26 protein-coding genes are annotated in these 23,221 nt (G+C 60.9%); 20 read left to right on the forward strand and 6 right to left on the reverse strand.

Annotation, left to right across the window (positions count from 1 at the left end; genetic code table 11):
* Positions 1-207: 207 nt before the first annotated feature.
* From IF803_RS07500 to IF803_RS07515, 4 genes are all read right to left on the reverse strand, one after another.
* The gene (locus IF803_RS07500; protein ID WP_245288819.1) at positions 208-591 is read right to left on the reverse strand and encodes a hypothetical protein; all 384 of its coding nucleotides are present in this window, start codon (positions 589-591) and stop codon (positions 208-210) included.
* A gap of 162 nt (positions 592-753) precedes the next feature.
* Complete coding sequence (locus IF803_RS07505; protein WP_028342772.1) at positions 754-1,644, reverse strand: 3'-5' exonuclease; 891 nt, start codon at positions 1,642-1,644, stop codon at positions 754-756.
* A gap of 530 nt (positions 1,645-2,174) precedes the next feature.
* Entirely contained in the window at positions 2,175-2,882 is a 708-nt protein-coding gene (locus tag IF803_RS07510) for an SOS response-associated peptidase (RefSeq protein WP_051448013.1), read from the reverse strand.
* Positions 2,883-2,892: 10 nt separating this feature from the next.
* Complete coding sequence (locus IF803_RS07515) at positions 2,893-3,099, reverse strand: hypothetical protein (protein WP_028342771.1); 207 nt, start codon at positions 3,097-3,099, stop codon at positions 2,893-2,895.
* A gap of 646 nt (positions 3,100-3,745) precedes the next feature.
* Here IF803_RS07515 and IF803_RS07520 point away from each other — a divergent pair.
* The 4 genes from IF803_RS07520 (at position 3,746) to IF803_RS07535 (ending at position 7,183) form a co-directional block, all read left to right on the forward strand.
* Positions 3,746-3,991, forward strand: coding sequence for a LuxR C-terminal-related transcriptional regulator (locus tag IF803_RS07520; protein WP_038381845.1), 246 nt, complete (start codon positions 3,746-3,748; stop codon positions 3,989-3,991).
* A 659-nt stretch (positions 3,992-4,650) separates the two neighbouring features.
* Positions 4,651-5,052: a thermonuclease family protein gene (locus IF803_RS07525; protein WP_080583171.1), complete on the forward strand. Its 402-nt coding sequence runs from the start codon at positions 4,651-4,653 to the stop codon at positions 5,050-5,052.
* Positions 5,053-5,082: 30 nt separating this feature from the next.
* Complete coding sequence (locus IF803_RS07530; protein ID WP_244435628.1) at positions 5,083-5,349, forward strand: hypothetical protein; 267 nt, start codon at positions 5,083-5,085, stop codon at positions 5,347-5,349.
* 643 nt (positions 5,350-5,992) lie between these two features.
* On the forward strand, positions 5,993-7,183 hold the full coding sequence (locus tag IF803_RS07535; protein ID WP_461191798.1) for a DUF932 domain-containing protein: 1,191 nt from the start codon (positions 5,993-5,995) through the stop codon (positions 7,181-7,183).
* 319 nt (positions 7,184-7,502) lie between these two features.
* Here IF803_RS07535 and IF803_RS07540 read toward each other — a convergent pair whose 3' ends face one another.
* Positions 7,503-8,699 carry a thiolase C-terminal domain-containing protein gene (locus IF803_RS07540; RefSeq protein ID WP_461191771.1) on the reverse strand — a complete coding sequence of 399 codons (1,197 nt, stop codon included), beginning with the start codon at positions 8,697-8,699 and terminating at the stop codon, positions 7,503-7,505.
* An 11-nt stretch (positions 8,700-8,710) separates the two neighbouring features.
* Entirely contained in the window at positions 8,711-10,270 is a 1,560-nt protein-coding gene (locus IF803_RS07545) for a class I adenylate-forming enzyme family protein (RefSeq protein WP_461191772.1), read from the reverse strand.
* A gap of 138 nt (positions 10,271-10,408) precedes the next feature.
* Here IF803_RS07545 and IF803_RS07550 point away from each other — a divergent pair, with 138 nt between their 5' ends.
* The 16 genes from IF803_RS07550 (at position 10,409) to IF803_RS07625 (ending at position 23,213) form a co-directional block, all read left to right on the forward strand.
* Complete coding sequence (locus IF803_RS07550; RefSeq protein ID WP_461191773.1) at positions 10,409-11,041, forward strand: TetR/AcrR family transcriptional regulator; 633 nt, start codon at positions 10,409-10,411, stop codon at positions 11,039-11,041.
* Between the two features lie 276 nt (positions 11,042-11,317).
* The gene (locus IF803_RS07555; RefSeq protein WP_461191774.1) at positions 11,318-11,848 is read left to right on the forward strand and encodes a cupin domain-containing protein; all 531 of its coding nucleotides are present in this window, start codon (positions 11,318-11,320) and stop codon (positions 11,846-11,848) included.
* Between the two features lie 122 nt (positions 11,849-11,970).
* Entirely contained in the window at positions 11,971-12,834 is an 864-nt protein-coding gene (locus IF803_RS07560) for a fumarylacetoacetate hydrolase family protein (RefSeq protein WP_461191775.1), read from the forward strand.
* Positions 12,835-13,259: 425 nt separating this feature from the next.
* Positions 13,260-14,912 (forward strand): carbohydrate porin, encoded by a 1,653-nt coding sequence (locus IF803_RS07565; RefSeq protein ID WP_080686934.1) that lies wholly within the window; start codon positions 13,260-13,262, stop codon positions 14,910-14,912.
* A 234-nt stretch (positions 14,913-15,146) separates the two neighbouring features.
* The gene (locus IF803_RS07570; RefSeq protein ID WP_461191776.1) at positions 15,147-15,869 is read left to right on the forward strand and encodes an autoinducer binding domain-containing protein; all 723 of its coding nucleotides are present in this window, start codon (positions 15,147-15,149) and stop codon (positions 15,867-15,869) included.
* Positions 15,870-16,139: 270 nt separating this feature from the next.
* Complete coding sequence (locus tag IF803_RS07575; RefSeq protein ID WP_461191777.1) at positions 16,140-16,718, forward strand: acyl-homoserine-lactone synthase; 579 nt, start codon at positions 16,140-16,142, stop codon at positions 16,716-16,718.
* Positions 16,719-16,876: 158 nt separating this feature from the next.
* Positions 16,877-17,329: a cysteine hydrolase family protein gene (locus IF803_RS07580; RefSeq protein WP_461191778.1), complete on the forward strand. Its 453-nt coding sequence runs from the start codon at positions 16,877-16,879 to the stop codon at positions 17,327-17,329.
* Between the two features lie 326 nt (positions 17,330-17,655).
* Complete coding sequence (locus IF803_RS07585) at positions 17,656-17,802, forward strand: hypothetical protein (RefSeq protein ID WP_155258737.1); 147 nt, start codon at positions 17,656-17,658, stop codon at positions 17,800-17,802.
* Positions 17,803-17,818: 16 nt separating this feature from the next.
* Positions 17,819-18,442, forward strand: a complete 624-nt coding sequence (locus tag IF803_RS07590) for a thermonuclease family protein (protein ID WP_245288880.1) — start codon at positions 17,819-17,821, stop codon at positions 18,440-18,442.
* Positions 18,443-18,635: 193 nt separating this feature from the next.
* Positions 18,636-18,890, forward strand: a complete 255-nt coding sequence (locus IF803_RS07595; RefSeq protein WP_210162024.1) for a hypothetical protein — start codon at positions 18,636-18,638, stop codon at positions 18,888-18,890.
* A gap of 223 nt (positions 18,891-19,113) precedes the next feature.
* On the forward strand, positions 19,114-19,923 hold the full coding sequence (locus IF803_RS07600) for a DUF2285 domain-containing protein (RefSeq protein WP_028343936.1): 810 nt from the start codon (positions 19,114-19,116) through the stop codon (positions 19,921-19,923).
* A 157-nt stretch (positions 19,924-20,080) separates the two neighbouring features.
* Complete coding sequence (locus tag IF803_RS07605) at positions 20,081-20,299, forward strand: helix-turn-helix domain-containing protein (protein WP_035633119.1); 219 nt, start codon at positions 20,081-20,083, stop codon at positions 20,297-20,299.
* Positions 20,289-20,828 carry a S26 family signal peptidase gene (locus IF803_RS07610; RefSeq protein ID WP_051448108.1) on the forward strand — a complete coding sequence of 180 codons (540 nt, stop codon included), beginning with the start codon at positions 20,289-20,291 and terminating at the stop codon, positions 20,826-20,828. The genes IF803_RS07605 and IF803_RS07610 overlap by 11 nt, the downstream gene beginning before the upstream one ends.
* Before the next feature lie 345 nt (positions 20,829-21,173).
* Positions 21,174-21,584 (forward strand): hypothetical protein, encoded by a 411-nt coding sequence (locus IF803_RS07615; RefSeq protein WP_155258738.1) that lies wholly within the window; start codon positions 21,174-21,176, stop codon positions 21,582-21,584.
* Positions 21,585-21,639: 55 nt separating this feature from the next.
* Positions 21,640-21,891, forward strand: a complete 252-nt coding sequence (locus tag IF803_RS07620; protein ID WP_196238232.1) for a PilZ domain-containing protein — start codon at positions 21,640-21,642, stop codon at positions 21,889-21,891.
* Between the two features lie 1,010 nt (positions 21,892-22,901).
* Positions 22,902-23,213, forward strand: a complete 312-nt coding sequence (locus tag IF803_RS07625; RefSeq protein ID WP_028343939.1) for a DUF736 domain-containing protein — start codon at positions 22,902-22,904, stop codon at positions 23,211-23,213.
* The last annotated feature ends 8 nt before the right edge of the window (positions 23,214-23,221 follow it).

The following is a 23,221-nucleotide window of genomic DNA, read 5'->3' on the forward strand; positions in this document are numbered from 1 at the left end:
GGCGCTTCCCGCATGTCAGTGACCTTCAAGGGTAGCGGTAAGTTAGGGCTCAAAAGGTGGAGATTTCCTCTCTAAGGTGCCGAGGAATTAGGGTGAAATGCGAGCGAACGGAAGCGGGTGCCAACACTCGGCCGAATCGTAATGCTCCGAAGCTTATTGTCGGGTAAGACGGGGCAACTGCTTTCGGAATCGCCGGCTGATGGACTGCTAGCCTTGGGGCTTCATTCCCAGGCGTTGGCCGCAAATGCTGCCATACATGCCGACGACTCCACCGAGGCCATGTCCGGCATTCGAATCTTCGGTATTGAGTTGTTCGACAATTCCGGTCGGCGAGGCGATCACGCTTACCGTGCAATAGCGCGTGCTCGCGGTGCCCCAGCCTCGATCCGTTGCAATATCGGTCACGGCTGAGAGCTGCCAGACATAGGATGATTGGCCGCTGTTCATTCTGAATGTGCTGGTTGGCGGCCCGAACTGCACCACAAGTCTATCGATGTTCTGGCCGATGTATTGATCACCGAGCCTTGCTACGACGTCCTGCTTGGATGCGGCGCAGCCAGCAAGCACTGCGCAGGCGGCGGCGACACTCAAAAGTCTAATTCTTGATTTCCCCCAGCGATCGGGACACCAAGCGCGACCAGAGGGCGAGATCAATGCCGATGTGACTAAAGTCTTAGGGACGTCGTGGATCCCTGTTGGCGGACTCAGCCGCATCGCGCGATAAGCATGCGACCGCTTGAGCGGGGTAGAGGATCAGATCCTCGCGGAAAAGCGGTCGAACGCAGTCAGGATCTCGGTTCGGATTCCGGCGTCCCGTTGATAGATCGTTTCCTGCAAGTATTTGATTTCGGCAGCTTGATGGCCATCATCGACGTCGATGTACCAGGACCGCGGCCGGCCATCGGCACCATCGCTCCAGCGGTAGCCGCGCCGCTTGAGCTCGTCCTTGAGTTCGAAGGGCGACTGCTCGGCCCAGACCCGGACCGTCTTGCGGCGGGCGCGCTCGAGCAGCACCGAGAGCACGGTGCGATTGAGCTCGGGCAGGGCCATCGCCAGGATCTCGAGCAGCGCCTGGCAGTCGTCGACCGCCCGGTGCGCCTCATGAAACAGCCCGGCTTTCATCAAAAGATAGGACAGGCGCGATCCCTCAAAGCCGTGGCTGCGCCATTCGACCTCGCTGACCGAGCAGGCCCAGGCCTTGTGCGCGAACAAAGACGCGTAACGCTCCATGAACTTGCGATCGAAACCGGCATTGTGTGCGATGACGATGACCGCCTCGGAAGCGAACGCGTTGATGCGGTCCTCATCGAGACTGTGACCAGCAACCATCTCATCGGTGATGCCGGTCAGCGCGGTGATCTCGGCGGGAATTGCGATCGACGGTTGGTTGAAGCCGCTAAGGGTGTCGATGACCCGACCGATTCTGCCGTCGGCAAGATAGCTGAACTTGACCATCCCGAGCTCGATGATCTCGTCTTTGGTGGTATCGAGGCCGGTGGTTTCGACATCGAGCAGGATCGCGGTCTTCTCTGGCTGTCCGTGTGGCGTGAATTCGGCGCGTGGAACCAGCCGTCGCAGCACCCGGTAGTCGGGCGACTGTTCCAGCATGGCGGCGGTCTCAGCGAGGGTCGGTTGAACGGTCATTATCGAGCGTGATCGGGGTGGGGCCTTGTGGCGGCGGGCAAGCTTATCCGATCAAGCCGGAACCGGCATCGTTGCGCCTGTGGATAGGTCCCGGCTCACTGCCGGCACCCGGCAAAGAGAAGGCCTTGCGTGAAATTGGCCTGGTGATGGAGCAGTTTTGAGCGCCGGCGGATGCGGGCGGCTCTCGTGACCGTGCCGCTTCGCGTCACGGCCTAGCGGCTTTGATCTCTCGCGCAGCAACCGGGCGCGCCTCGATCACAAAATTCGGAAAAGACGAAATAAGACTCGACGAAACACCCAACTCACTTTTATCATGGTGCCTTCGGACGGTTAGGTGGTCGTGATGGCAGATCCGCAAGTCAGGTCTTCGGACCTCGTCGAAATCGCTCGCAGAAGCGGTGAGTTTCGCAAGCACTATGGTGTCGTGCTCGGAGCATTTCTGTACCTCAGTTCGATCAGCGCCGCGCGGCCGCGCTCGATCTGGTGGAGTGGAGTGCTGACGGCCTTGGTCGGTGCAATGGCCCTGTGGATCAAGAGCCGTAGCGGCGGTGGCTGACCTGCGGTCTAGAGTTCAAGGGGGCGGCCGTGACGTCCTCCTTATCAGGGCCACGCATTACGATCTGCAGCAGATCATCGGGCAGGGGGCGCTGCAGCGCCTTCGCCTCATCCCAGGAAGCGCGCATCCAGACATCACGCTGCTCCGCGGTGGTCAGGATGACAGGCATTGCCTTTGGATGGATCGGCTCGACAATCGCATTGGGCGACGTCGTCAGGAAGCCGTAGACGAGGTGAGGGCCGGGGATCGGCTTCGACTTGGTGCCGCGGTCGCCTCTGAACTCGGTCCAGATCCCGGCGAAACAGAACAGCGGCCGGCTTTGCTCGAGCGCGAACCAGACGACGTCTCTTTTCTTGGTCTCGGGATTTGGCTCGGGGGCGTACTCCGCGAAACTGTTCGCCGGCACGAGACAGCGATGCTCCGGCTTCAGCCAGCCGCGCCAGTGCGGCGAGGAGGTGTTGCGGATGTTGGTCACCGGCGGCCCCCCGGTCTTGGGTGGAGGAGGCATGCCCCAGCGCATCAGCATCATTTCCGCGGCGTCGCTGGCATTGCGGATCACCGGTGCAGGGTAGTCTGGAAACACACCGGGCATCGGCGCAAGATTGCCGACATAGCGATTCATGTGCCTGAACAGGCCGGCGATCGCCGCCTGGTTGGTCGTGATCGAATAGAGATTGCACATCCGGCGTCGTCTATCCCGTGTGGGTCCGAAACCGCCCCCGCGTGAAGGCGTGCGAAACTGCCTTTCTCAATTCTACAATCTCGGCTTCCAGGAAATTGTTCGCAACGATCTGGGCACGAATGGTCGCGCGCAGATCGCCGCCGCAAACAGCGATCGCCTGGTCGACGGCAGCCTCAAGTCCATCGTCCTGTTCGTTCGGCTTGGAAACCGAGGACATTGGTCTTGTTTCCGGGTTGACCGTCGATGGCTCATGTTCTTATTTTGTTCTCATGGAGTCAAGCGGTGCCGTCCGTATTTAAGCCCCGGTGTCCTAAGCTGATTTTGGGAGTGTCCTAGTTCGGATTAAGCGAACGGAAACCGTAGCTTGGCCGCTGTTCTCAATAGGACCACCGAGAGCGCCATTGGATGTTCTGGCCCCATCAGTTTCCATGGGACGCCATCCGTTCTTGATTTAGCTCAACGAGCGGAACAGCGACGGTGTCCGGGGTTCTCCGTGGGTGAACGGAGTGCCAGTCCCCCAGTTAGCGCGGTTTGTATACCGCGATGACTTGGTGGAATTCGTCGTCGTCGTCGACGGTCAATAGACCAACGACCATCCAGCCTGCGCACAAGCCGAAAACCATCAGCGCCATTTTTAGCCACGGTCTCATAAAGGCTAATATGCTCCGAGAACCAGCTATTTACCACCTCACGGCGCTTTGCCATGGCACAAATTGCACTAGCGGCCATCCGGCATTCGGGAATAGGATTTCAACCCCCAACCGTAGGGGTTGTGTCATGGGCAGTGACATACTTAAAGGCGCTTGCATTGTTCTGTTCGGACTAAGTCCACTCATCATCGTCGGCATAGTGATGTTCGCGCCGTGACGGCGCTGATACTGAGCCCGCGTGAAAAGAAGCTCCTGAGACGCATGGCTCTCGGGCGGCGCGATGCTGAGATTGCCGTGCAGATCGGCGGCACCGAAGCGCAGGTATCGGTTCAGCGCCTTCGCTTGCTTAGGAAGCTAGAAATCCACTCTCAAACTCAGATCGTGGACGCAGCGAAAAGATTGGCCAGTTGGCCAGCAGTAGCCTTTCACAAACCTGGCTCGGAGCATCGGGCTCGGTAGATGGCCCCAGCAACGGCCCCCATGCCCCCAAAGTTGCTGGGGCCGCTCAATAGTAAGGCCGCCTCAGTTGGCGGCCTCTTCGTCAGATCCGGTCATACCACGAGCGGGCAACGCCCTTAAGAGAAACGGCAAGTCGACGCCACCATGGCGCGAGCCCGGAATACCCCGCAATCGGCCTTAAGGGGCCGTCGAGCGGGTCAAGATGCTTGGGTTACCGACTGATACCAAAGTCACAGAGATTTCTGGGTGGTGCATACAGGGCACAGCTCCGCCAGCGCCATCATCGATGGCACGGACCCAAGCAACCACAGGCTAAAGAAAGCCGCCTAATCCGAAAGCCCGCCGCGATGGCGGGCATTTTCTTGCACCAAAGAAACGGCCCCAGCGAGGGCCAAATGAAAAGGGGCCGTGTCGCGAGACGGCCCCTCTACCGGAAATTTGAAAATTGCTTCGGAATGAAATCTAGCCCCGGCAAGAGCAAAGTTAGCGCCCAATGACGTAGAGGTGGATTCCGTAGAATCCCGGTGACGAGATGTCGCCCAAAGAAAAGGCCCTAGCGCCCGGGAGAGCGCTGAGACCAAGCTTGAGTCACATCCATGAGGTACGACAGTTCGGCCGATCAGAAGCCAGCCTAAGCTGACGATGAACGCGACGAGCGCATCCGTCTCCGGGGAATTGACGCGCCGGAGAGCAGCCAGCTCTGCCGCGGCGAGGACAGTCTTCAGTATCGCTGTGGCGCGCCGGCGGCAAACGACCTCGACGCCTGTATCGGCCGACGATCGGTCGACTGCATACCGCTCAGCCTCGATCCATATGGTCGGACGGTGGGGACCTGTTCGGTCGGCGGTGCCGATCTCGGGGAATGGCTTGTGCGCAGTGGCCTTGCACTGGATTGGCCTCGATACTCGAAGGGCAGATATGACGCAGCTCAGCAGGACGCAGAGCGCGCCGGTCGAGGTATCTGGAAGGGGAGCTATGTGGAGCCGTGGCTCTATCGCGCCTGCGTCCGGGCGAATGGTAAGCCGTCCTCCTGCTCGGACGATGCGAACGCGCATCCTTGATACAGGCGGACAATCCGGTTGTTGGCGGAAGTGACGCTGGCCTGGTTCGGGCGACTCACGTTACCAAATCGCCCTCGATTGCCTTCATTGCACGACGGGGACGACATGGTTGCAGCCACTCCTAAATTGCCAACTTCGGGTTACGGGCTCGAAGTGGATGGCCGGTTGAAAGTCGAATTCTCAACCCAGGCCGGCGCCAGGGCAGGTGGCGAAGAGCTCAAGAAGCGTTTTCCAAGGCTTCAGGTGAGAATCTATGACGCGGAAACCAAGGCTCGGGAGGAAATCCGGATTCCCTGAACCCCGCGTCTTCTCAGGATTTAGTTTGCGCGCGTGCGGCCGTCGCCGCGGCGGGCCCTCGTGAACCGAGCCGCGTGGCGTCTCGGCCATCCGGCTTCGATCCCCCGCGCGCCATCATGTGTCGCTCGCCGGAGGCACTCGCCCGCGGGCCCCGCCGTCTTGGCATGCCGGCGTCGTTATCACTGTCCCGCGCTCGGGTACCTTGTTGACCGGTCTTGCGACTGCAGTCGCCTCGGGGCCCGCGGCCATTGCATGCCCGCGTCGCTATCACTGCCCCGTCGGCGGCTGCCTTCCTTGGCTTTCTCACTCTCACCTTGAGTCCCAACCTCTGCCGAGCTGTCCAGCGTTCTCATCGATGAGAGGGAAGGGGCTCCGCCCCTCGCGCGCGCCAGGGTAGCGCGCCGGCTATGCCGGCGCCGCCCCGAGAGGTCTCCCCGGTCTTCCGCGCTTTGCTCATTTGCCGACCTTGGACGACGTGAGATGCGCTTGTGCAGACCCGCTCTTGCGAGCGGCCCTGTTCGGGCGGGCGAACCCCCTCCACTCGGGTCGCCCTGGCACTTGCTACCCCCGGTCTCGCCGACGGGCAGGGTTGCAGCGCAGTGCTGCGCTTCAACCTCAGTCCCTCAGGAGAATGACCGTGAACATGCTGAACCTTTCCCAGAGCGAACAGTCTACGTCAGGCGGCTTCCGCGTGGACGTATCGCGCGGCCAGCGGATTGGCCGCGTATCGTCCGAGTGGTTTGCGCGTCCGGATGACGAGCGGTTTCTAAATTTGCCGAACCTCTATGAGGTCGTGCGGAGCCGCGCCGAACGCGCGCAGGCGCGGACGGTGGAGACCCGGGCCATCCGGGTAGAGGCGAGGCGGGATAATTTGGAGCGGCTGGCCCTGACCGTGCCAGGAGGCGACGGGGCGGTGACGCCGACGCATTGGAGCTTTGGTCAGTTGTGCACGCTCGTTGGTGCGCCGACATCCTATCTGCGGCAGCTTCCTGCGGCGCTGGCAGCGATCAACCTGCAACACGGCTTGCTCTCGCACCGCGCCGAGCTCGTGAAAACCTTGGAGAGCAACAGCGGATGCGTCGAGCTTCGTGCTGTGACCGGGCCGGACTATGGCCGGATCTGGGACCACGAACTTGTCGCCGCGGTGATGACGATCGCGGGTAACGGCACAGGCGATACGCGGTGGAAGGTGCCGGGCGTGCTGGATTGGGCGACCATGACCCATAATCCCTTTGTAGACGTGACCAGGGACACGACGACGCTCTACGCCAGCGACCGCGACGTGTTCCTATTCCTGGTCGACGACACCAACCCGATCGAGGCGGGGCGTTTAGCGGACGGATCGCCGGATTTGTACTTCCGGGGATTCTATTGCTGGAACAGTGAAGTCGGCAGCAAGACGCTCGGGATTGCAAGCTTCTATCTCCGCGCCGTCTGCATGAACCGCAATCTATGGGGCGTGGAGAATTTCGAGGAAATCACGATCCGGCATTCGAAATTCGCCGCGCAACGCTTTGCGCGTGAAGCGGCACCCGCGCTGACGAACTTTGCCAATTCGTCGCCCGCGCCCTTCGTCGCAGGGATCAGGGCGGCCCGGGAGCGGATTGTTGCTCGCACTGACGAGGACCGGGCGAGCTTTCTGCGCAGAGGCGGGTTTTCCAGATCCGAAATCTCGAAAATCATCGAGACCGCCCTCGGCGAAGAAAATCGCAAGCCGGAAAGTATCTGTGATTTTGTGCAGGGCATCACCGCGCTTGCCCGCGGCAAGGCGCATCAGGATGCTCGGCTTGAACTGGAGGGCAAGGCAAGGCGCCTGATGGAACGCGCAATTTGACGACATGAGCTGCGCAACCAGTTGCCGGTTGCGTGGCCTTGTCGGCCTGGTGCATCGTCGCCGATTTCGGCAAGCCGGATCGACGACGATGACGTGTCCTCCGCGCCCGACGCTCGCCCGGCCTTCGGCCCGGCTCGCCGCCAACAGTGCCGCACTATCGGGCCCAGATTATCCATCGACCATGGCTCATGTTTGGCGCTTGAGAAGATCGGCTGCCCAGAGGCCATCAGACGGCGTTGTCTCGCGGAGTATTTCACCACGGAGACGTTCGGCGGATGGAAGTTGCACCGTGGTCGCTGATGATGAGTCAGCTGTGCGATCACACCTTCGAAGATTTCTGCAGGATATGCACGAAACCCGCGCTGCCCAGGCCAGCGTTTTGTTGGAGCCCGGTGCGAGCTCCTTCAACCTGGCGCCGACCAGCGATGCCGCGAAGCTGCCATGTGAGTTCCGCGATCTGGGCCAGTCCTGTAGCCCCGAGCGGATGGCCCTTGGACAGCAGGCCGCCGGACGGATTTACGACAATGTCTCCTCCATAGCTGCCCCGGCCTTCGATGATGAATCGTTCGATCTCGCCTTCGGAGCAAAAGCCAAGCGCTGAATACATCAGCGCCTCGTTGCTGGTGAAGCAGTCGTGCAGCTCGACGACGTCGATGTCCTTCGGCCCGACCCCGGCATTCTCATAGGCCTTATCTGCAGCGTCCCGACCGAGCGCACGGAACATAAGATCCAATGGATCGCCCGAAAAATGTTCAGTGCGATCGCTTATCCACCCAGATCCGATAACGCGCACATTTCTCTGCAAGCCGTGCCGCGCTGCGAACCTTGGCCCGCATAGGACCGCGGCCGCCGCGCCACAGCTTGGCGGACAAGCGAACAGCTTGCGCAGGCCTCGAAAGAGCAAAGGGCTCGCCAAGACGTCGTCTTCCTGTAACGGTGTCCGAAACAAGGCGTATGGATTGGCTGCGGCGTGACAGCGTGCCTTAACCGCAATCTTGGCCAGGGCTCGATCGTCGACGCCGCAACGCTGCTGCAGCAATTCGACCTGACAACCAAAGAGCTGGATCGCCGGCGGTTTTGCACGATCATCGACGGTCAGGTCCATCATTTCCGCCACACGGGCCAGGTGCGGGCCAACCGGATTGGGTCGATCAGCGAATACCACGTCCAGTGCGCCGGGAGCCATTTGCTCAAACCCCAGTGCCAGGATGCATGCGTCCGGCTGATTGCGGATCGTCTCGACCGCAAGCGCAAATGCGGTCGAGCCACTGGCGCAGTTATTGTTCACGTTGATGATCGGTATTCCAGTTGCGCCCAGGTGACCGAGCGCAGCTTGGCCGGCGCAGCTGTCACCATACACGTAACCCGCATAGGCCCGTTCAAGGTCGGCATATGCGATACCGGCGTCGTCCAGAGCGGCGCGCGCGGCTCCGGCACCCATAAGATCGTAACTTTGATTTTGACCGGGCTTGGCGAAGGGGATCATGCCAACCCCAGCGATCAGGACTTCAGCCATGCTGCTCCACCTCAATTCACTGCGCGTGTCCGCCCGTGCCAATAGGTTGCCCTCAGCTCGGTCTTGAGCACCTTCCCGGCCGCGCTGCGCGGCAGGTCCTCGACAAAATCCACGCTCTTGGGTGCCTTCACGCCGCCGAGGGTTCGCTTGACCAGGGCGATCAGCTCCGCTTCCGTTGCTTTGGCAGCAGGCTTGAGCTGAACCACAGCCTTCACGGCCTCGCCCCACTTATCGTCCGGTACTCCGATGACCGAACAGTCTTGCACGGCCGGATGAGCGGTCAGGACCTGCTCAATCTCGTTGGGAAAGATGTTGAAGCCCCCCGAAATGATCATGTCCTTCTTGCGGTCGACGATCGTGACATAGCCATGCTCGTCCATCACCCCGACATCACCGGTGTGATGCCAGCCAAACCGGCGGATAACTGCAGTCGACTCAGCGTCGTTGTAATAGCCGGGCGTAACCAGGGGCCCGCGCACGCAGATTTCACCGGCTCTCCCGCGCGGCAACTCTGCTCCAGCGTCGTCGAGAATGGCGACCCTGTTCCATACGCCGGGTCGTCCGACACTGTGCAGGCGGTCGATGTCGATTTCACCTCCGGCGCCCAGATAGTCCCATGGCGCCTTGAGGCAGATCGCAGCCGGACATTCGGCCTGACCGAACGTTTCCGACAACACCGGCCCGAATGCTCCTATGGCCTCCTTCAGTTTTTCAAGCGAGGAGGGCGCCGCCGCCACCAGCAGATGCCGCAGCGATCCATAGTCGTGCCGGCCAAGGTCGGGGTGAGCCAGCACCATGTAGAGCACCGTCGGCGGAAGGAAGAGATGGGTGATGCGGTGTTTTTGAATCGCCTCGAGAATGGCGCCGGCATCAGCCTTTGCCATGATGACGTTGCATCCACCCCGGCTAAAATGGAGGCAGCCGAGAATGCCGGCCGAATGCGTCATCGGAGCCACGACAAGATGCCGCGCGCCCTCGTAGTAACCGAAGTGGCTCATGAAATTACTGAACATTGCCGCGATATTGCCGTGAGTGATCATCACCCCCTTCGGCTGACCGGTTGTTCCGCCTGTTGGGAAGATCGCAAACATGTCATCCGGCGCGTATTCGCCGATGAGATCGCTCGCCTGCTCCTGACTCGTCCAGGCATCGAGCGAAGGACCCAGTAGGCTTTCGGCGTCGAGGCAGACAGTGGCGCGCAGTTCGGGGACTTCCGGAAGGATGTGTTGTGCGTCCCTCTCATGGATCTGGCTGAAGAACAACAGCTCACCATCGAAGCGTCGTAGAAGGTCAGCGTTAACCGCTGGCGGATTGCGGGGATTGAGCGGAAGCCAAGTTGCTTCGGCGCGCATCAGCCCGATCAGGGTCACGAATGCAATGCTGCTATTGGGCGCCAAGATGCCGATCTTGGCGCCCTTACCAAATCCATGTTCCCGAATTGCTGCCGCGATCCGGCGCGTCAGACGATCAGCCTCTCGATATGTCAACATCTCGCCGCTTGCGAGATCGTGGAAAGCGACCTCGTCGGGATGATAGGCGACGCCCTGATCGAAGTGATCGATGATTCGCATAAGAGCTCACTGCTTAAGGTCGACAAGATTGGTACCATATTGTGCTTACTGGTACCATCGGGGACTTGTCAACATGGCTCTGGGTTTTCCGCCGGGTGGCGCGCTATATCGGAAGACCTGCAACGAGGAGAGATATGGATGGGCCAAGGCACGCGCCGGAGCGAGGACCGCCAGCATGGGCGTCATAGGGAGATCCTGGATGGGCTCGAAGAGATATTCCTAACTGAGGGGTTTCAGACACCGACCGTTGCTGATCTTTGCGCGCGATTGCACTGCTCGAAGCGTTCGCTATACGAGATCGCGCCCACCAAGCCTGAGTTGTTTCTACTGATTCTGCGACGGGTGCTCGATCGTATCCGGCGACTCGGCATGCGCGGCGCGCTTGAGAAGGAAGATCCGCAGGCGCGTATCCTCGCTTATTTGCAGCCGGGCATCACCGAAAGCTCCCGAGCGACCCAACGCTTCAATGAGGATTTGAGAGCATTTGAAGCTGCGCGGGTGATGCTTGAGGAACACCAGAAGGAGCGGGTAGCGGTATTGCGCGATATAATTGAAGACGGCATCAAGAAGGGGCACTTCCGAACGTTGCATGCGCACTTGGCTGCCGAAATCTACTTGGCCGCGGCGAGACTAACCAACCAGCCCGAGGTACTTGCCGCTGCTGGACTCACCATGAGCGAAGCCTTTGCGGAGCTCCCGGACTTGCTCTTCCACGGGCTGTTCAAGCGCAACGACGACGCGCCTCGGCGCGCGGCGCCCAAAAGCCGTTAAGGTACCTTCAGCTTTCCGAATGCGGATATGGACGGCGGCGAGCTCGACTCGAGGGCCGCTGGCGGCCGATTTTTGCACGCCCTTGACCGATTTGCTGCGCTAGCCGCTTGACAGCGGGTTGGTACCGAATTATCGATTTTGGTACCAAGAATGCGTTGGGCAAGTGCGAGTCAACGTGACGATGGGGAGGCGGCGATCGCGGAACGGACGCGACCTCGTGTTGGTCATCCGCGCGCCGGAGCTCTCCTTACGCCTTGCCGGAAGAGAGGAGACACCATGAGGCGCTTTGTTGTTGGAAATGATGGGGGCGGAAGGTCAGATGTTCTGGCCGTTGATGATATTTCAGATCTGCCGCACCTCGGCTTTAACGTGTTCGGTCGTGATCTATGGATCACCCACGAGACTCCAGCAGATCTGTCCTGTTCGCGAGACCCCACGGTCGGCGCGACGATCCAGCACGAGCCCCCGGACGGAGGCACAGTTTTTCGCGTTGTTCGTTTCAGGCCCAATCCGGAGCCCCACTCGGCTGCGGAAGTCGAGGCAATGCATCGATCGATCCAAAGTGTGCATGTGCCGTCTCGCGAAGAGATCGAAAGGGCGAAGCACAGCTCCATGCACAAGACCGACACCCTCAACTATTTCATGATCGCCTCCGGACAGGTCTGGATGTTGACCGAAGGACGGGACGTTCTTCTTCAGGCCGGTGATGTGATCGTGCAAAACGGTGGGATGCATGGCTGGCGCAATGATGGTCCCGACGATTGCGTATTGGTCGGTGTACTCGTCGATGGAAAGGTCTCGGCATGAGGCTAGTCACCTTCAGCGTCCAGAGCAGGCGTTCAGTTGGGGCACTCCTGGCCAATGACAGGATTGTCGATCTTACCGCGTCAACCGCGGCGGATTCTCGAGCCTCGGGCTGGTTCAGATCGATGCAAGACATGATTGAGGGGGGCGCGGAGGCACTTAGCCTCGCGCGACAAATCATCAGCCACCCCTCTGCCGCGGCCATTGTGCCGATGGTCGAGGCGAAGCTGCTCGCGCCATTGCCGCGCCCCGCTCGTATGCGCGACTGCAACATGTTTACGGAGCATGTGGAACGTTTCTTTGAGCGCAAGGACCAACTCGAAGCCGAGGCCGCAGCCGGCTCGGATCAGGCGGCAGCTCAACTCGCCGTTGCCAAACGGCTACGCTTTGATCTGCTCCTTGAGCGGCTGACCTACTATACGGTAGACCCTTTGTCCGTATCGGGCCCGGATGAGGATATTCAATGGCCCACTTATTCGATGGCTGCGGACTTTGAGCTGGAGTGGGCCGTCGTCATCGGGACGCGGGGCAAGGATATTCCGCTGAATGCGGCGAGAGACCACGTCTTCGGGTACACGATCTTCAACGATTGGAGCGCCAGAGACGAACAACTGATCCACATGGAGATGGGGATTGGGCCCGGCGGCGGTAAAGATTTTGATGGAGCGGTAACTCTTGGGCCGTGCATCGCGACCTCAGACGAGTTTCGCGACATGTCCGACGTACGCATGATTGCGAGAGTTAACGGCGAGGAATGGACCAACCGGTCCTCCCGGAATATGCGGTTTACCTTCGAGCAAGCAATCGTCGAGATGAGCCGCTCCCGCACCATTTACCCTGGCGATATCTTCGCGTCCGGTACGGTTCTCGGAGGTAGCGGTGTCGATCACGGCCGCTCACTGAAGGACGGGGACGCAGTCGAGCTTGAGGTCGAGGGCATCGGTGTATTGCGAAATCGCGTGCGCATAGCGACGCGCGGCTCGGGCTGATCGGAGGCGATGAACTTCGAATGGGATGGACGCTCGAACTCCGCCAACCTTGGAGAGACGATATGGATTGATCAAATGGGTCCTGTTCCGAATTGCCATTCCAAAACTGTGATCTGACCTGCATCGCATCTTAGTCCGGAGCGTCGGTCGAACTCCGCAAGTTCGTTGCGATGTGAAGCACCGGGGCACATGATCAGCAGCACGTCTTGATCGTTGGCGAACGCGCCTATCTCTTGGGCTGCAACGCTCCAACCCGCCACCAACGCGAAGAGCCACCTCTCCGACGGTAGTTCCGTCGGCGAGGAGAGCTGCGCCGTTTTGTGAGATCTCAGCGCGAGCCAGCCTGGGTTCTCACGATAGGTGCGGCAACAATTTTGAGGTGTCTGCAAGAAGCAACGAAAAATACTTATCAGAGGGAGGATGGAATGAATCAACGTCTAGCAGTTTCCGGTGATCAAACTATAGCGCCGCCAAACCGGGATCAACTGCATCTGCGCCGGTATCGAGCACTTTGTCTGGGCTCGTTGAGTCTCGTTGCTCTCGCTGTGAGTGACGCGCCTGCTCGGGCAGATCTTGTCGAGCACAAGGCGAAGCCTGGCGAGATCATCACTAAGGGACAGAACGCACGCGCGGTTCCAGTCGGGAAAATGTCTGCCGATAATCGAAAGCGCGCATTGCGGCAAAAAGTTGCGTCGTCCGCGGACGGCAATGATCGGAAGATGGTTGAAGCGACTGCGCGCGGTCGTAAGGATCTTACCGAACTCAATAGGCGCTATGGAGTCAAGGGCTGGAATATTCCGTTCCCTTCCTACGGCGATTCGCTTCTGCGTGATGAAGGCGGCTGGCGCTCCGCATTGGCCTCAGCGGGCTTTGGTTTCCAAGCTTATAACATCGCGGTCTTTGAAGCCAATATGCTGGATACACCGCGGCAGGTGCCGAGCAATTATCCGCCTTGCACGTCACGCTATTCTCAAGCAACCGGCGCGATCTGCGCGGGCAACCAGACCTATTTCGGTCAACGTCCCAGCTATATCAATGAAACGATCGCTTGGCTTACCTACGATATGAGCCGCTGGGGTGTTCCCGACGGACAATTGATGGTGGCGGGGCTGTACAGCGCGGGCAACGATGTGGGGTACCTGCCAAATTCTCTCCAGCTCTATCAGCTCGCCTGGTATCAAACGTTCCTCGACAAAAAGCTGGAAATCAAGTTCGGCTATGTGACCAACACGACGGAGTTTATCGGCACCTTCGTTGGTTCGAATCTTGCCAGTACGTTCGGGCCCAGTGGCTCGATCCCCATCCAGCTGGGTATGTCGATTAGTCCGACCCCGAGTTTCAGGACAACCTGGCACGTCACGGATAAGATTTATAATCAAGCTGCTGTGCAACGCAGCCTGCCGATAAATAGCGTCACCGGGAACGTCATCTTTGATGAAGCGCTGACGAACCCGGCAGGCATCAACTGGAATGGACCAAAGGGCACCAGGGAGCTCTTCATCGATGAGCTCGGCTACAAACAGCCGGCAAGCCCGGGCAATCCCCAGACATGGCTGCGGCTCGACCTTCTCTACAACACTTCAACCTTCCGCGATTTTTCGCACCTACCGGCAAATCCGGGCGCAACGCGCGACGGCAACTTCGGCGTGACCTTTCTGGCCGATCGACAATTGTGGCAGCAGGACCACTCGTCACCATTAGCCGCCGCTCGCGGCCTGTATGCCGGCATATCGGTCATGTACGCACCGCCCGAAGCGACCGGTATTTCCCAATACTATGAGGGGCGGGCGTACTGGATTGGCCCATTTGACAACCGTCCGACCGACATGTTTTCCCTCGTCGCCGCTCGCAACGTTGTGAGCCACTATCTATCGGACGCAACCAACCGGTTCTCGGGGCTTACCGGAGTGTTTGCCGCCCGAACCTCCAATTCAGTCACGGCGACCTATACCGCGCATCTCATGCCCGGTCTCTGGGGTACGATTGGGGTAGGCTACACCGATCACCCAAGTCTCGCGTATTTCAAGACCGAGGGACCCTCATTCAACGTTCTCGCTTCTCTCCTCGTAAACATGTAGTGGCGCGTCATTTGATGCCATTGATTGGATCGCCAGATCTCGGGATCCAATCAATGGAAAACGTCGGCACCGTATGGCCAGGCCGGGCTGCGGAAACCATTGACGCAGCCCTGACGTGGAGTTGAGTGGGGCGATCGCCTGGCGGCCGGCGTTGCGCGATGGCGAAGGCCGCTTGCCGCCTGCCGATGGCGTGTCTCGTGTTTCAGCTGGGGACCTGACCGGGCCGATGGCTCAATGATGACAGCGGTCGATCGTTTATTTCAGGAGTTCGTCGATGCTATCTGGACGGTAGACGACGAGCAGGGGTTCGAAAAGGTCGCAAGACGCCTGACCCAGCGGCTTGGATTTCGATGGTTCGCCTATCTGCAAATTACCAACGACGCGCCAACGCTCGTCTCCTCCTATCCGAAGGCATGGACCGGGCGATACTTCGAACTTGGCTATCAGAGACTTGATCCCGTTGTGCGTCGAGCTCGTTCGGAAAATGAAGTTTTCTGCTGGGGTGACGGTGCACCCAAACCTGTCGGGACAAAGCAACAGCGTAGTTTCTTCGAAGAGGCCATGACGTTTGGCATCAGGTCTGGCGTCACAGTCCCGATTAAGGGCGGCTACGGACGGATGGCGGCGTTCACGTTGGCCACTGACGAGCCTGCCGCCTCAACGAGCCGGCTTGTCGCCGGTTCCAAGACCGCTGTTCACCTTGTTGGGCTTTATTTTCATGCCCACGCAGCCGCGCGTCTGAGAATGCCGACGCAAGGCACCACCACTCTTACCCAGCGCGAGCGTCAATGTCTTGCCTGGGTCGCCCGGGGCAAGACTGTCGCGGATATCGCCGTCCTCGTTCAGATCTCACCGCGTACGGTGGTGTTCCATCTCGAGAACGCTCGGCGCAAGCTGGACGCCGCAACGATCGCCCAATGCGTCGGCGAAGCGCTGCGCCGGGGGCTATTGCCCTGATTCACTGCGCGCGGTCGGGATCACGACCCACAATAAATCGAGTCTCTTCCTCACTTGAGGAAGGGCATCTTCGATTGCTGAAATTGGCTCATTCTTGATAAGAGTGGATCTAGCTTCGCCTGTATCGGCTTCACACCTGCAAGATTCGACAGGCGCGCGATCCGTTCGCCTCTGGCTTTGTGACTTCCTGTTCTCAACCAGGAGGTCCTCATGCAAGTCGTTGCTCTCCGCCATCATCAGTTCGGGCATCATCTCGATCTGCTTGCCGCAATGTTTCGCCTGCGCCGGCGCGTGTTCAAGGACCGCCTCGATTGGACAGTGTCGGTATCGGGCGAGTTCGAAATCGACGTCTATGACGCGCTCAACCCGACCTATCTGTTGATTACGACAGAGACCCGGGACGTCGTGGCATCCGTTCGGCTGCTACCAACCACGGGGCCCACCATGTTGACCGACACGTTTTCATCCCTGCTCGCAGGCCAGCCGGCACCACGAAGCGAGCAGATCCTCGAAAGCTCCCGGTTTTGCGTCGATACCGCCCGCGCTCCCGAGGCGACGGAGGGCGGGCTCAATCGCACGACGTTCTTGCTGTTTGCGGCTATGATCGAGGGCATGCGGGCCGCCCGAGCGGATGCGATCGCAACTGTTACCGACGTACGCATGGAGCGCATTCTCAGGCGCGCCGGATGGCCGCTGGAGCGGATCGCACCAGCGCAGCGGATCGGCCAAACCATGGCTCTGGCGGGCTTCCTGCGGAATTCCGATGCTGCGCTAGCCGCGATGTACCGACATGCAGCTGTCGAAGGCCCTGTGCTTCGGGACGAGCCGCTGCCTCTCGCTGCCGCCTGACTCCGACACCTTTCCGCTCTCTATCGGTCATTCGGTCCATTTCTCAAGTCAAAACGATGCTGGCAGATCCGCGGCAAAGTCGTCTGGTCCTGATCAATCCCGGGCGTAACATGCCCGGGACCCTATCGGTTGAACGCGCTGATGCTCGGCAGGAGAGCATGGCGCTCCTGCCGGCGGTGTTCGAGGTTTTTGGGGTCACGGCTAACGTGCTCGGTGAGCACGAACCGCCATGGGCCAGCCAGTTTCGCGGTCTTGCTGCGCTACCCGAGGCGGATCCTCTGGAGCTCTGGCGCAGCGACAGTTTCATGGCGAGCCTGACATCCGCAGACACGAGCCTGGTCTTGGTTGCCGGAGCGTGGCTGGAGGAGGACGTCCTGATCGCCGCGCTCGAGGGCACGAGGCTTGGTTACGAGGTGCGAGTGCTTGCGGATCTCTCCCTCTTCCGCCGCGAACAGGAGCACCTGCATGCTCTCGATCGCTTGGCGCTGCACGGAATTCCGGCAACGACGATTCGCCAGACCATGCTTGAATGGGCGGCGTGCCTTGGTTGTCCGAGCGCAATACAGAAGGTGCGGCAGCTTCTCGCCAGTCCGGAATGCGGACCGTCTTGAGCGCGTCCACTTACAGATGGCGCAATTGACGCGCGGGTCGATCGAACGGTGGCGCCCGAGGTTCATCGCGGTCATTGCGGCGAGCAGCTGCGCGGACTAGATGGCATCCCGCGAAGACCCCACGGGCCCAGCTCGGAGAGCGCTAAGAGTTTGCTCAGATGCAACCGGGCCTGCCGGTTCGGCCGCCGTGGGCTCTGTCGCTTGTCGGGAGCCCCGAGTCGTGAATCAAACCATAACGCTGCAGGAAATAAGCTTGCAGCGCAGGCTCTGCGACTCAGGCTATGAGTCCGGCTCGATCCACGGAAGGAACTGGACGGAGCCGGCCCATGCCAAATGCATTCAGCATCTTTGTTGACGGCGGTGCCATGGTGAAGCGGTGCGTTGCGCAGTGTGTGGTCGGAGGGGCGACATTGACCGCGACGCTGGTGATGCTGGTGCGGGTCGTTTCCTCGCTGACGGTCGGGACGCCTTAGGGGGCGGACCGGACATATGGATCGGCTATCCCAAAGGATCACGTCAGGGCAGGGCATGCCGCCGGAATTCGTCGCGGTGCGGTTGGACCGGATTTCGGGATGGCGACGGCTTGCGGGCCGCGCATTCGCATTGCTTGTGATCGCCGGGGCACCGGCCGACCAGGCGCGCGCCGGCGACGTCGCCGGCCAGGCAAGCGTGATCGATGGCGACACCATCGAAATCCATGGCACGCGCGTGCGTCTCTATGGGATCGACGCGCCGGAGCACGACCAGCTCTGCAGCGACCGGCACGGCGGCCGCTATCGCTGCGGGCAGGTGGCCGCAAACGCACTGGATGCCTTCATCGGCCGGCAGGCCGTGGCCTGCGTCGAGGTCGACCGCGACCGGTACGGGCGCTCGGTCGCGGTCTGTAGCGCCGGCAAGGTCGACCTTGCGGAGTGGCTGGTGCGCGGCGGGCTTGCGGTCGACTGGCCGCGCTACAGCAAGGGTGACTACGCTGCGGCCGAAGCCTGGGCGCGCGGCAAACAAAGCGGCATGTGGAGCGGACGATTTGTCGAGCCCTGGCGCTACCGCCAATGTATCGGCGCCGGGGGCCAGCCAAATGATTGCTCCGCCGAAGGGACGGGCGGACAGCGATAAGGCGAGGCGTCCAGGAGCTGATCGGCGGGACCGCCGCGAACGGCAGTCGCTGCAAAAGGACCGCCAGAGCAAAGAAACCGGACCCATGTGCATCAATCCATTGGCTGCTCGAGCCGTGTGCACATGGGGCCGGCCTGATCGTCGCCGCAGCCTCGCAAGAGCATCTTGCGATGCATCCGGTCGCCTCATCGCCATGATCGGCGCGACCGGCGATGCCGCGGCGGCCTGGGCGCGCGGAAAACCGCGCGCTTACTTCTTCATCTTCTTGGTCTTCTTGGCGACCTTCTTGGTCGCCTTCGCCGTCTTCTTCGCCTTCTTCGCTTTCTTGGCCATGTCGTCCTCTTGGTTTGGTTGGCTCGACGAATATGCGAACGCCGTGAATCTGCGCACGCACCATCAAGCTAATCTGAAACTAGCAAGATTGATACCACGTTGGGTTAACGCGTAGCCTGGCGTTGCGGACCGAGCAGCGATGCCCGCGTGCTGCTCTTGCTCCGCAGATGTTTTCATATTCCCTTGCCGGCGAGATGGCGCGCCGATTTGCCGACGAGCCGCAGGCCCGTCGAGCACGCCCCGCGTTCCGCATGCCAAGGCCCGGGAGCCGTGCTCTTGCCCCAATCGGCCGGAACGATCATAAGCGCAACCTCAAGGCGTGGTGGGCTCTCTTGAATATGTCGCATCACAGGCGAGCTCGGCGCGACGCCGGCGAAGCGGCTTCCGGTCAGGCCTGCTTCGACGCCGCCGACTGGGCGTGGGAGTTCCTGCGGCGTAACGCCGACTATGCCGCGGACTGGCGGCGCTCGGTCCCGCGTCGTCTTCCGTGCCTCGCGCTGACCGACGGCACGCAATTGCTGCGGCTGCCGCGCCGGTTCCCGCAGGCCGAAAAATGGGGGCTGCTGGCCTTCTCGGACCCTGCGGTCGCCGCGCGCGATGCGCCGGTGCTGTGGCATGCGCGCGCGTTGAAACGCGTGGCGCGGCTCAAGGCGTTGCCGGCGCGCGAGGGCGACGAGGAACCGCCGAACGTGCTCGCCGACTTCAAGGTCGAGCGCCATGCGGTCATCGACGCCGACGGCCGGCCGCTCGTGCTGTTGAAGGGCAGGGGTGTCCACGTCGCGGTTGAGCTCCATGATCTCACGGTTCTTACCCGCAGGTTCCGGCCGGTGTTCGAGCTCGAAAGACTGTCGGAGCTTGCGGCCCAGACCGAACTCTTGAAGCGCTTGCAACGCTTCATGGTCAAAGAGACGGCGCCGCCCGAAACATCATCCTTTGGCGCCGACGAGCGGCTGCGCCAGGCGCTACTTGCGCTGGACGAAAGCCTGAACGGCAAGACCTATCGGCAGATCGCGACCACGATCTTCGGTGCGAAAATGGTTGCCGATGAATGGCAGGGGCCGAGCCAGTTTCTCAAAGACCGGACACGGCGCCTGGTCGCCAAGGGCACCGAGCTGATGAGGGGCGGATACCGCGATCTGCTCGGCTGAGCGGGCGGCCTGCCTCACGCTGGACGAGACCTGCCCGCACGGGGTGGCAAACCGCGCTCGCTGATCTTCGCCACTCGGATTCCCGCGCGATCTGACGACGCTTCTTCTCGCATCCTGCGCGTTGCGCGGGCTCTCGCGAGAAGGAGTGCCGGACAACATGACGAAAATGGAAGACAAGCAGCCTGACAAGCCGTTCCTGAATACGGCGGAGGCGGCCGCCTGGCTCAGGCTCACCAAGAACACGCTGGAGAAAATGCGCGTGCAGGGGCGCGGACCGGCTTACCGAAAGCACGGCCGCTACGTCCGCTATCACATCGAGGACCTCGTCGAATTCTCGCAGGCCAGCAAGCGGAGGTCGACCTCAGATGCGGATTGATCCACGCCGTCGTTTCAGAAGGGCCGCGATCCTCGTAGTCATGTGCGGCGGCATCGTCACGCTGTGCATGGCCTTTGCCGACCGCGCGCCGCTTCTGATCTACAACGCCTCGGGCAGCGCGCCGCTCGGCTTCTACGCGCTCGAGCAGCGCTTGCCGGTGAGGGGCGAGCTTGCGGTGCTGAGGCCGCCGCCTTCGATCGAGCTTCTGATCGTGGCGCACGAGATCGCGCCTCAGGCGGTGCCGCTGCTCAAGCAGGTGGTTGCGCTCCGGGGCGATGAGGTCTGCCGCACAAAGGACCCGACGGACGCGATTTCGATGGGTGGCAAGGTCATTGCCGAAGTGCAGGAGAAGGACCATGCAGGCCGGCCGTTGCCGTCCTGGGAGGGCTGCATGCGGCTCGTCGACGGGGAGTATTTTCTGCTGCAGCCGCATCCTCTCTCGTTCGATTCCAGGTATTTCGGGCCGGTCCTGCGCTGCGATATTCTCGGCGTCGCTCGTCCGCTCTGGACGTGGAAGCCGGACGTTTGAGTGGCGGGTAACGGTGCGCGTTCCGACGGAGCGCGCGCCCTGCCTCCGTTTCTTTGGCCTGGCACGATCGGCGGCGTCCAGCCAGGCTCTTCCAAAGAGATCTCGCGCCGATCGTCTTGTTGAACGCTTCGCCATGGTGGATCGGATGGACCGCAAAATGCGGTTATCCAATCTCTGATCGTTTGTCGAAATCGAAGCCATCGAACTCGCCGGCTGAGCTTGACATCGAGCGGCGAGGTTAAATCCGGCACCTAGCTACTCGAATTAGCCAGTCTTGTTCAGAGTAATCGGAGGTTAACCTCTCTGGTCGAGACTTTGCACTCAGCCTGACCGGAGACGTGGAAGTTGTCCTTCCAGCTGACCGTCCTGAAAGTGCTGGCCGGCCAGCCCGCCGGGCGAGCCTCCGTTGCCGAAGTTCGGCACGCGGTGGAAATACTGATGAACAGCGGTAAAGACTGGACTGATCGCATGAAGCGATTGGCCGAACATGCGCCTGACCTGAATATCTTCTCGGCCAAATTTGTGGTTCGCGATGCGGAGGGTTGGGAGATCACGGAAGAGGGACGGCAATTCCTCGCCGCGCTTCAAACGGCGGTCGCTGTTCGAAGGTCGCCGCTTCGCCCAGTCGACGATCCGCCAACGAGCGAGCCCGCCGTAAGGAATGCGCTGAAATTGTCTGATCCTCCGCGCGGGCACCGGCGCAACGGGCCGCGGCGCCGTCGCGGGAAAGGTCGATCCAGTCGGCGTACAGCGTGAAGCATTACTCGCACAGCATCGATCTTATTTGCATTGGTTATTGATGGACATGGACATGAATGCTCTTCCGGACAGGCGAAAGTCCGTGCGTAATCCATCGCTAGACAATGCGTTGATCAGGTTTGGTGACCTGTCATTATGCTGTGTCGTGCGCGATATCACAGAGAGTGGCGCAGCGCTCAGGGCAGAAGATCCGCCATCCTCACTTCCCGAACAATTCACGCTTATCGTTCCGCCCAGCAGGACCTACTCGTGCAATGTCGTTTGGCGTAAAGGCGATTGGGTCGGCGTCGCGTTCGTTGTGTGACGACTACTTCCCAAATGCACGTGAACTGCGTGGAAAATCCAGGGCAATATGATCTACGTCACATTTGATCCTGCCTAATTGGCACTATCCTGCTGACTTCAGCGGGACGCCATGGACGACGACTTTTGCAAAGAGAGAGCGCGGACTGTGCGGGCGCTCGCCGAACAGGCTGATCCTGTCATCAGGAAGCGTCTGTTGCAGCTGGCCGATCACTACGAGCGGCGCCTCGTGATTCAGCCAGATGGCGCCGATCGCGCTCCAAGGCGAGACGCAGGACAGCGAACCACGTTCGCAGGCTGCGGAGCAGAACCGCAGGGACCACGTGACCGGCTCGGGTAGGCTCCAAGAACCGCGCGCCCGATGGAGCGCGGCCGATTTCATGGATACAAAGCGGCGACTCCCAACGTAAGCCCATCCTCCGATCAGGGGCGCGATCCGTCCGATCAACGCCGACTGCTGCAGCCCAGGGAGGCTGTGTCACGCCTCCAGTTGCATAGCCACGCGGCGAGGCCGGACGCTTCGATCGTCTCATGATGCCGCGCTTCGAGAGCGCGATCTGACGGATATTCTGGCGGTGCTGCCGGTTCATTCCCGCGAGAATGTGGCTGGGTTCCCCTTGCGTTGGTTCGGCTGCGTCCTCCCGGCGATTGATGCGCAGACATCGGCTTGTCTTCGGCCGATCCGGCCGTCTTCTGGTGCTGCGCGGGTGGCGGTTGCCATGGTCATCTCCGTCAGTTCCGTCATGAGCTCGCGTCCAACGCAGTCTCGATTGGGCTGATCAAGCCCGGGGGACGGCAAGGGCCTCGATCGCCTTCCCGCAACGGCTGCGCCTGCTTTTTTCCCCTGCCGCCAAGCCGCGGCATTCCTCGCGAAGGACAAAAAAGCAGGCTTATCGCCGTCCTCCGCTGGCGCTGCGGGCCTTTAAGGCTGCGGGCCGATCGCTCCCCGGGCAAGGGATCGCTATCGAGGCTGCGATGAGCGCGGCCCGAGCAAAACAGACGGAGATTATCATGGCGACCATCGGTACTTTCACCGCTTCGGACAACGGCTACACCGGCTCGATCAAGACGCTGACGCTCAACATCAAGGCAAAGCTCGTCGTATCCGAGAAGGACAACGACAAGGCTCCCGACTACCGGATCTTCGCAGGCGCAACCGAGTTCGGCGCCGCCTGGAAGAAGACCGCCCGCGAAAGCGGGCGCGAATATCTCTTGGTCAAGCTCGACGATCCGAGCTTCCCGGCCCCGATCTACGCCTCGCTGGTGAAGGTCGAAGGCGACGAGGGCTTCACCCTCATCTGGTCGCGCCGCAACGGCGACTGACCCAGACG

This window comes from Bradyrhizobium sp. UFLA06-06 (assembly GCF_054820065.1).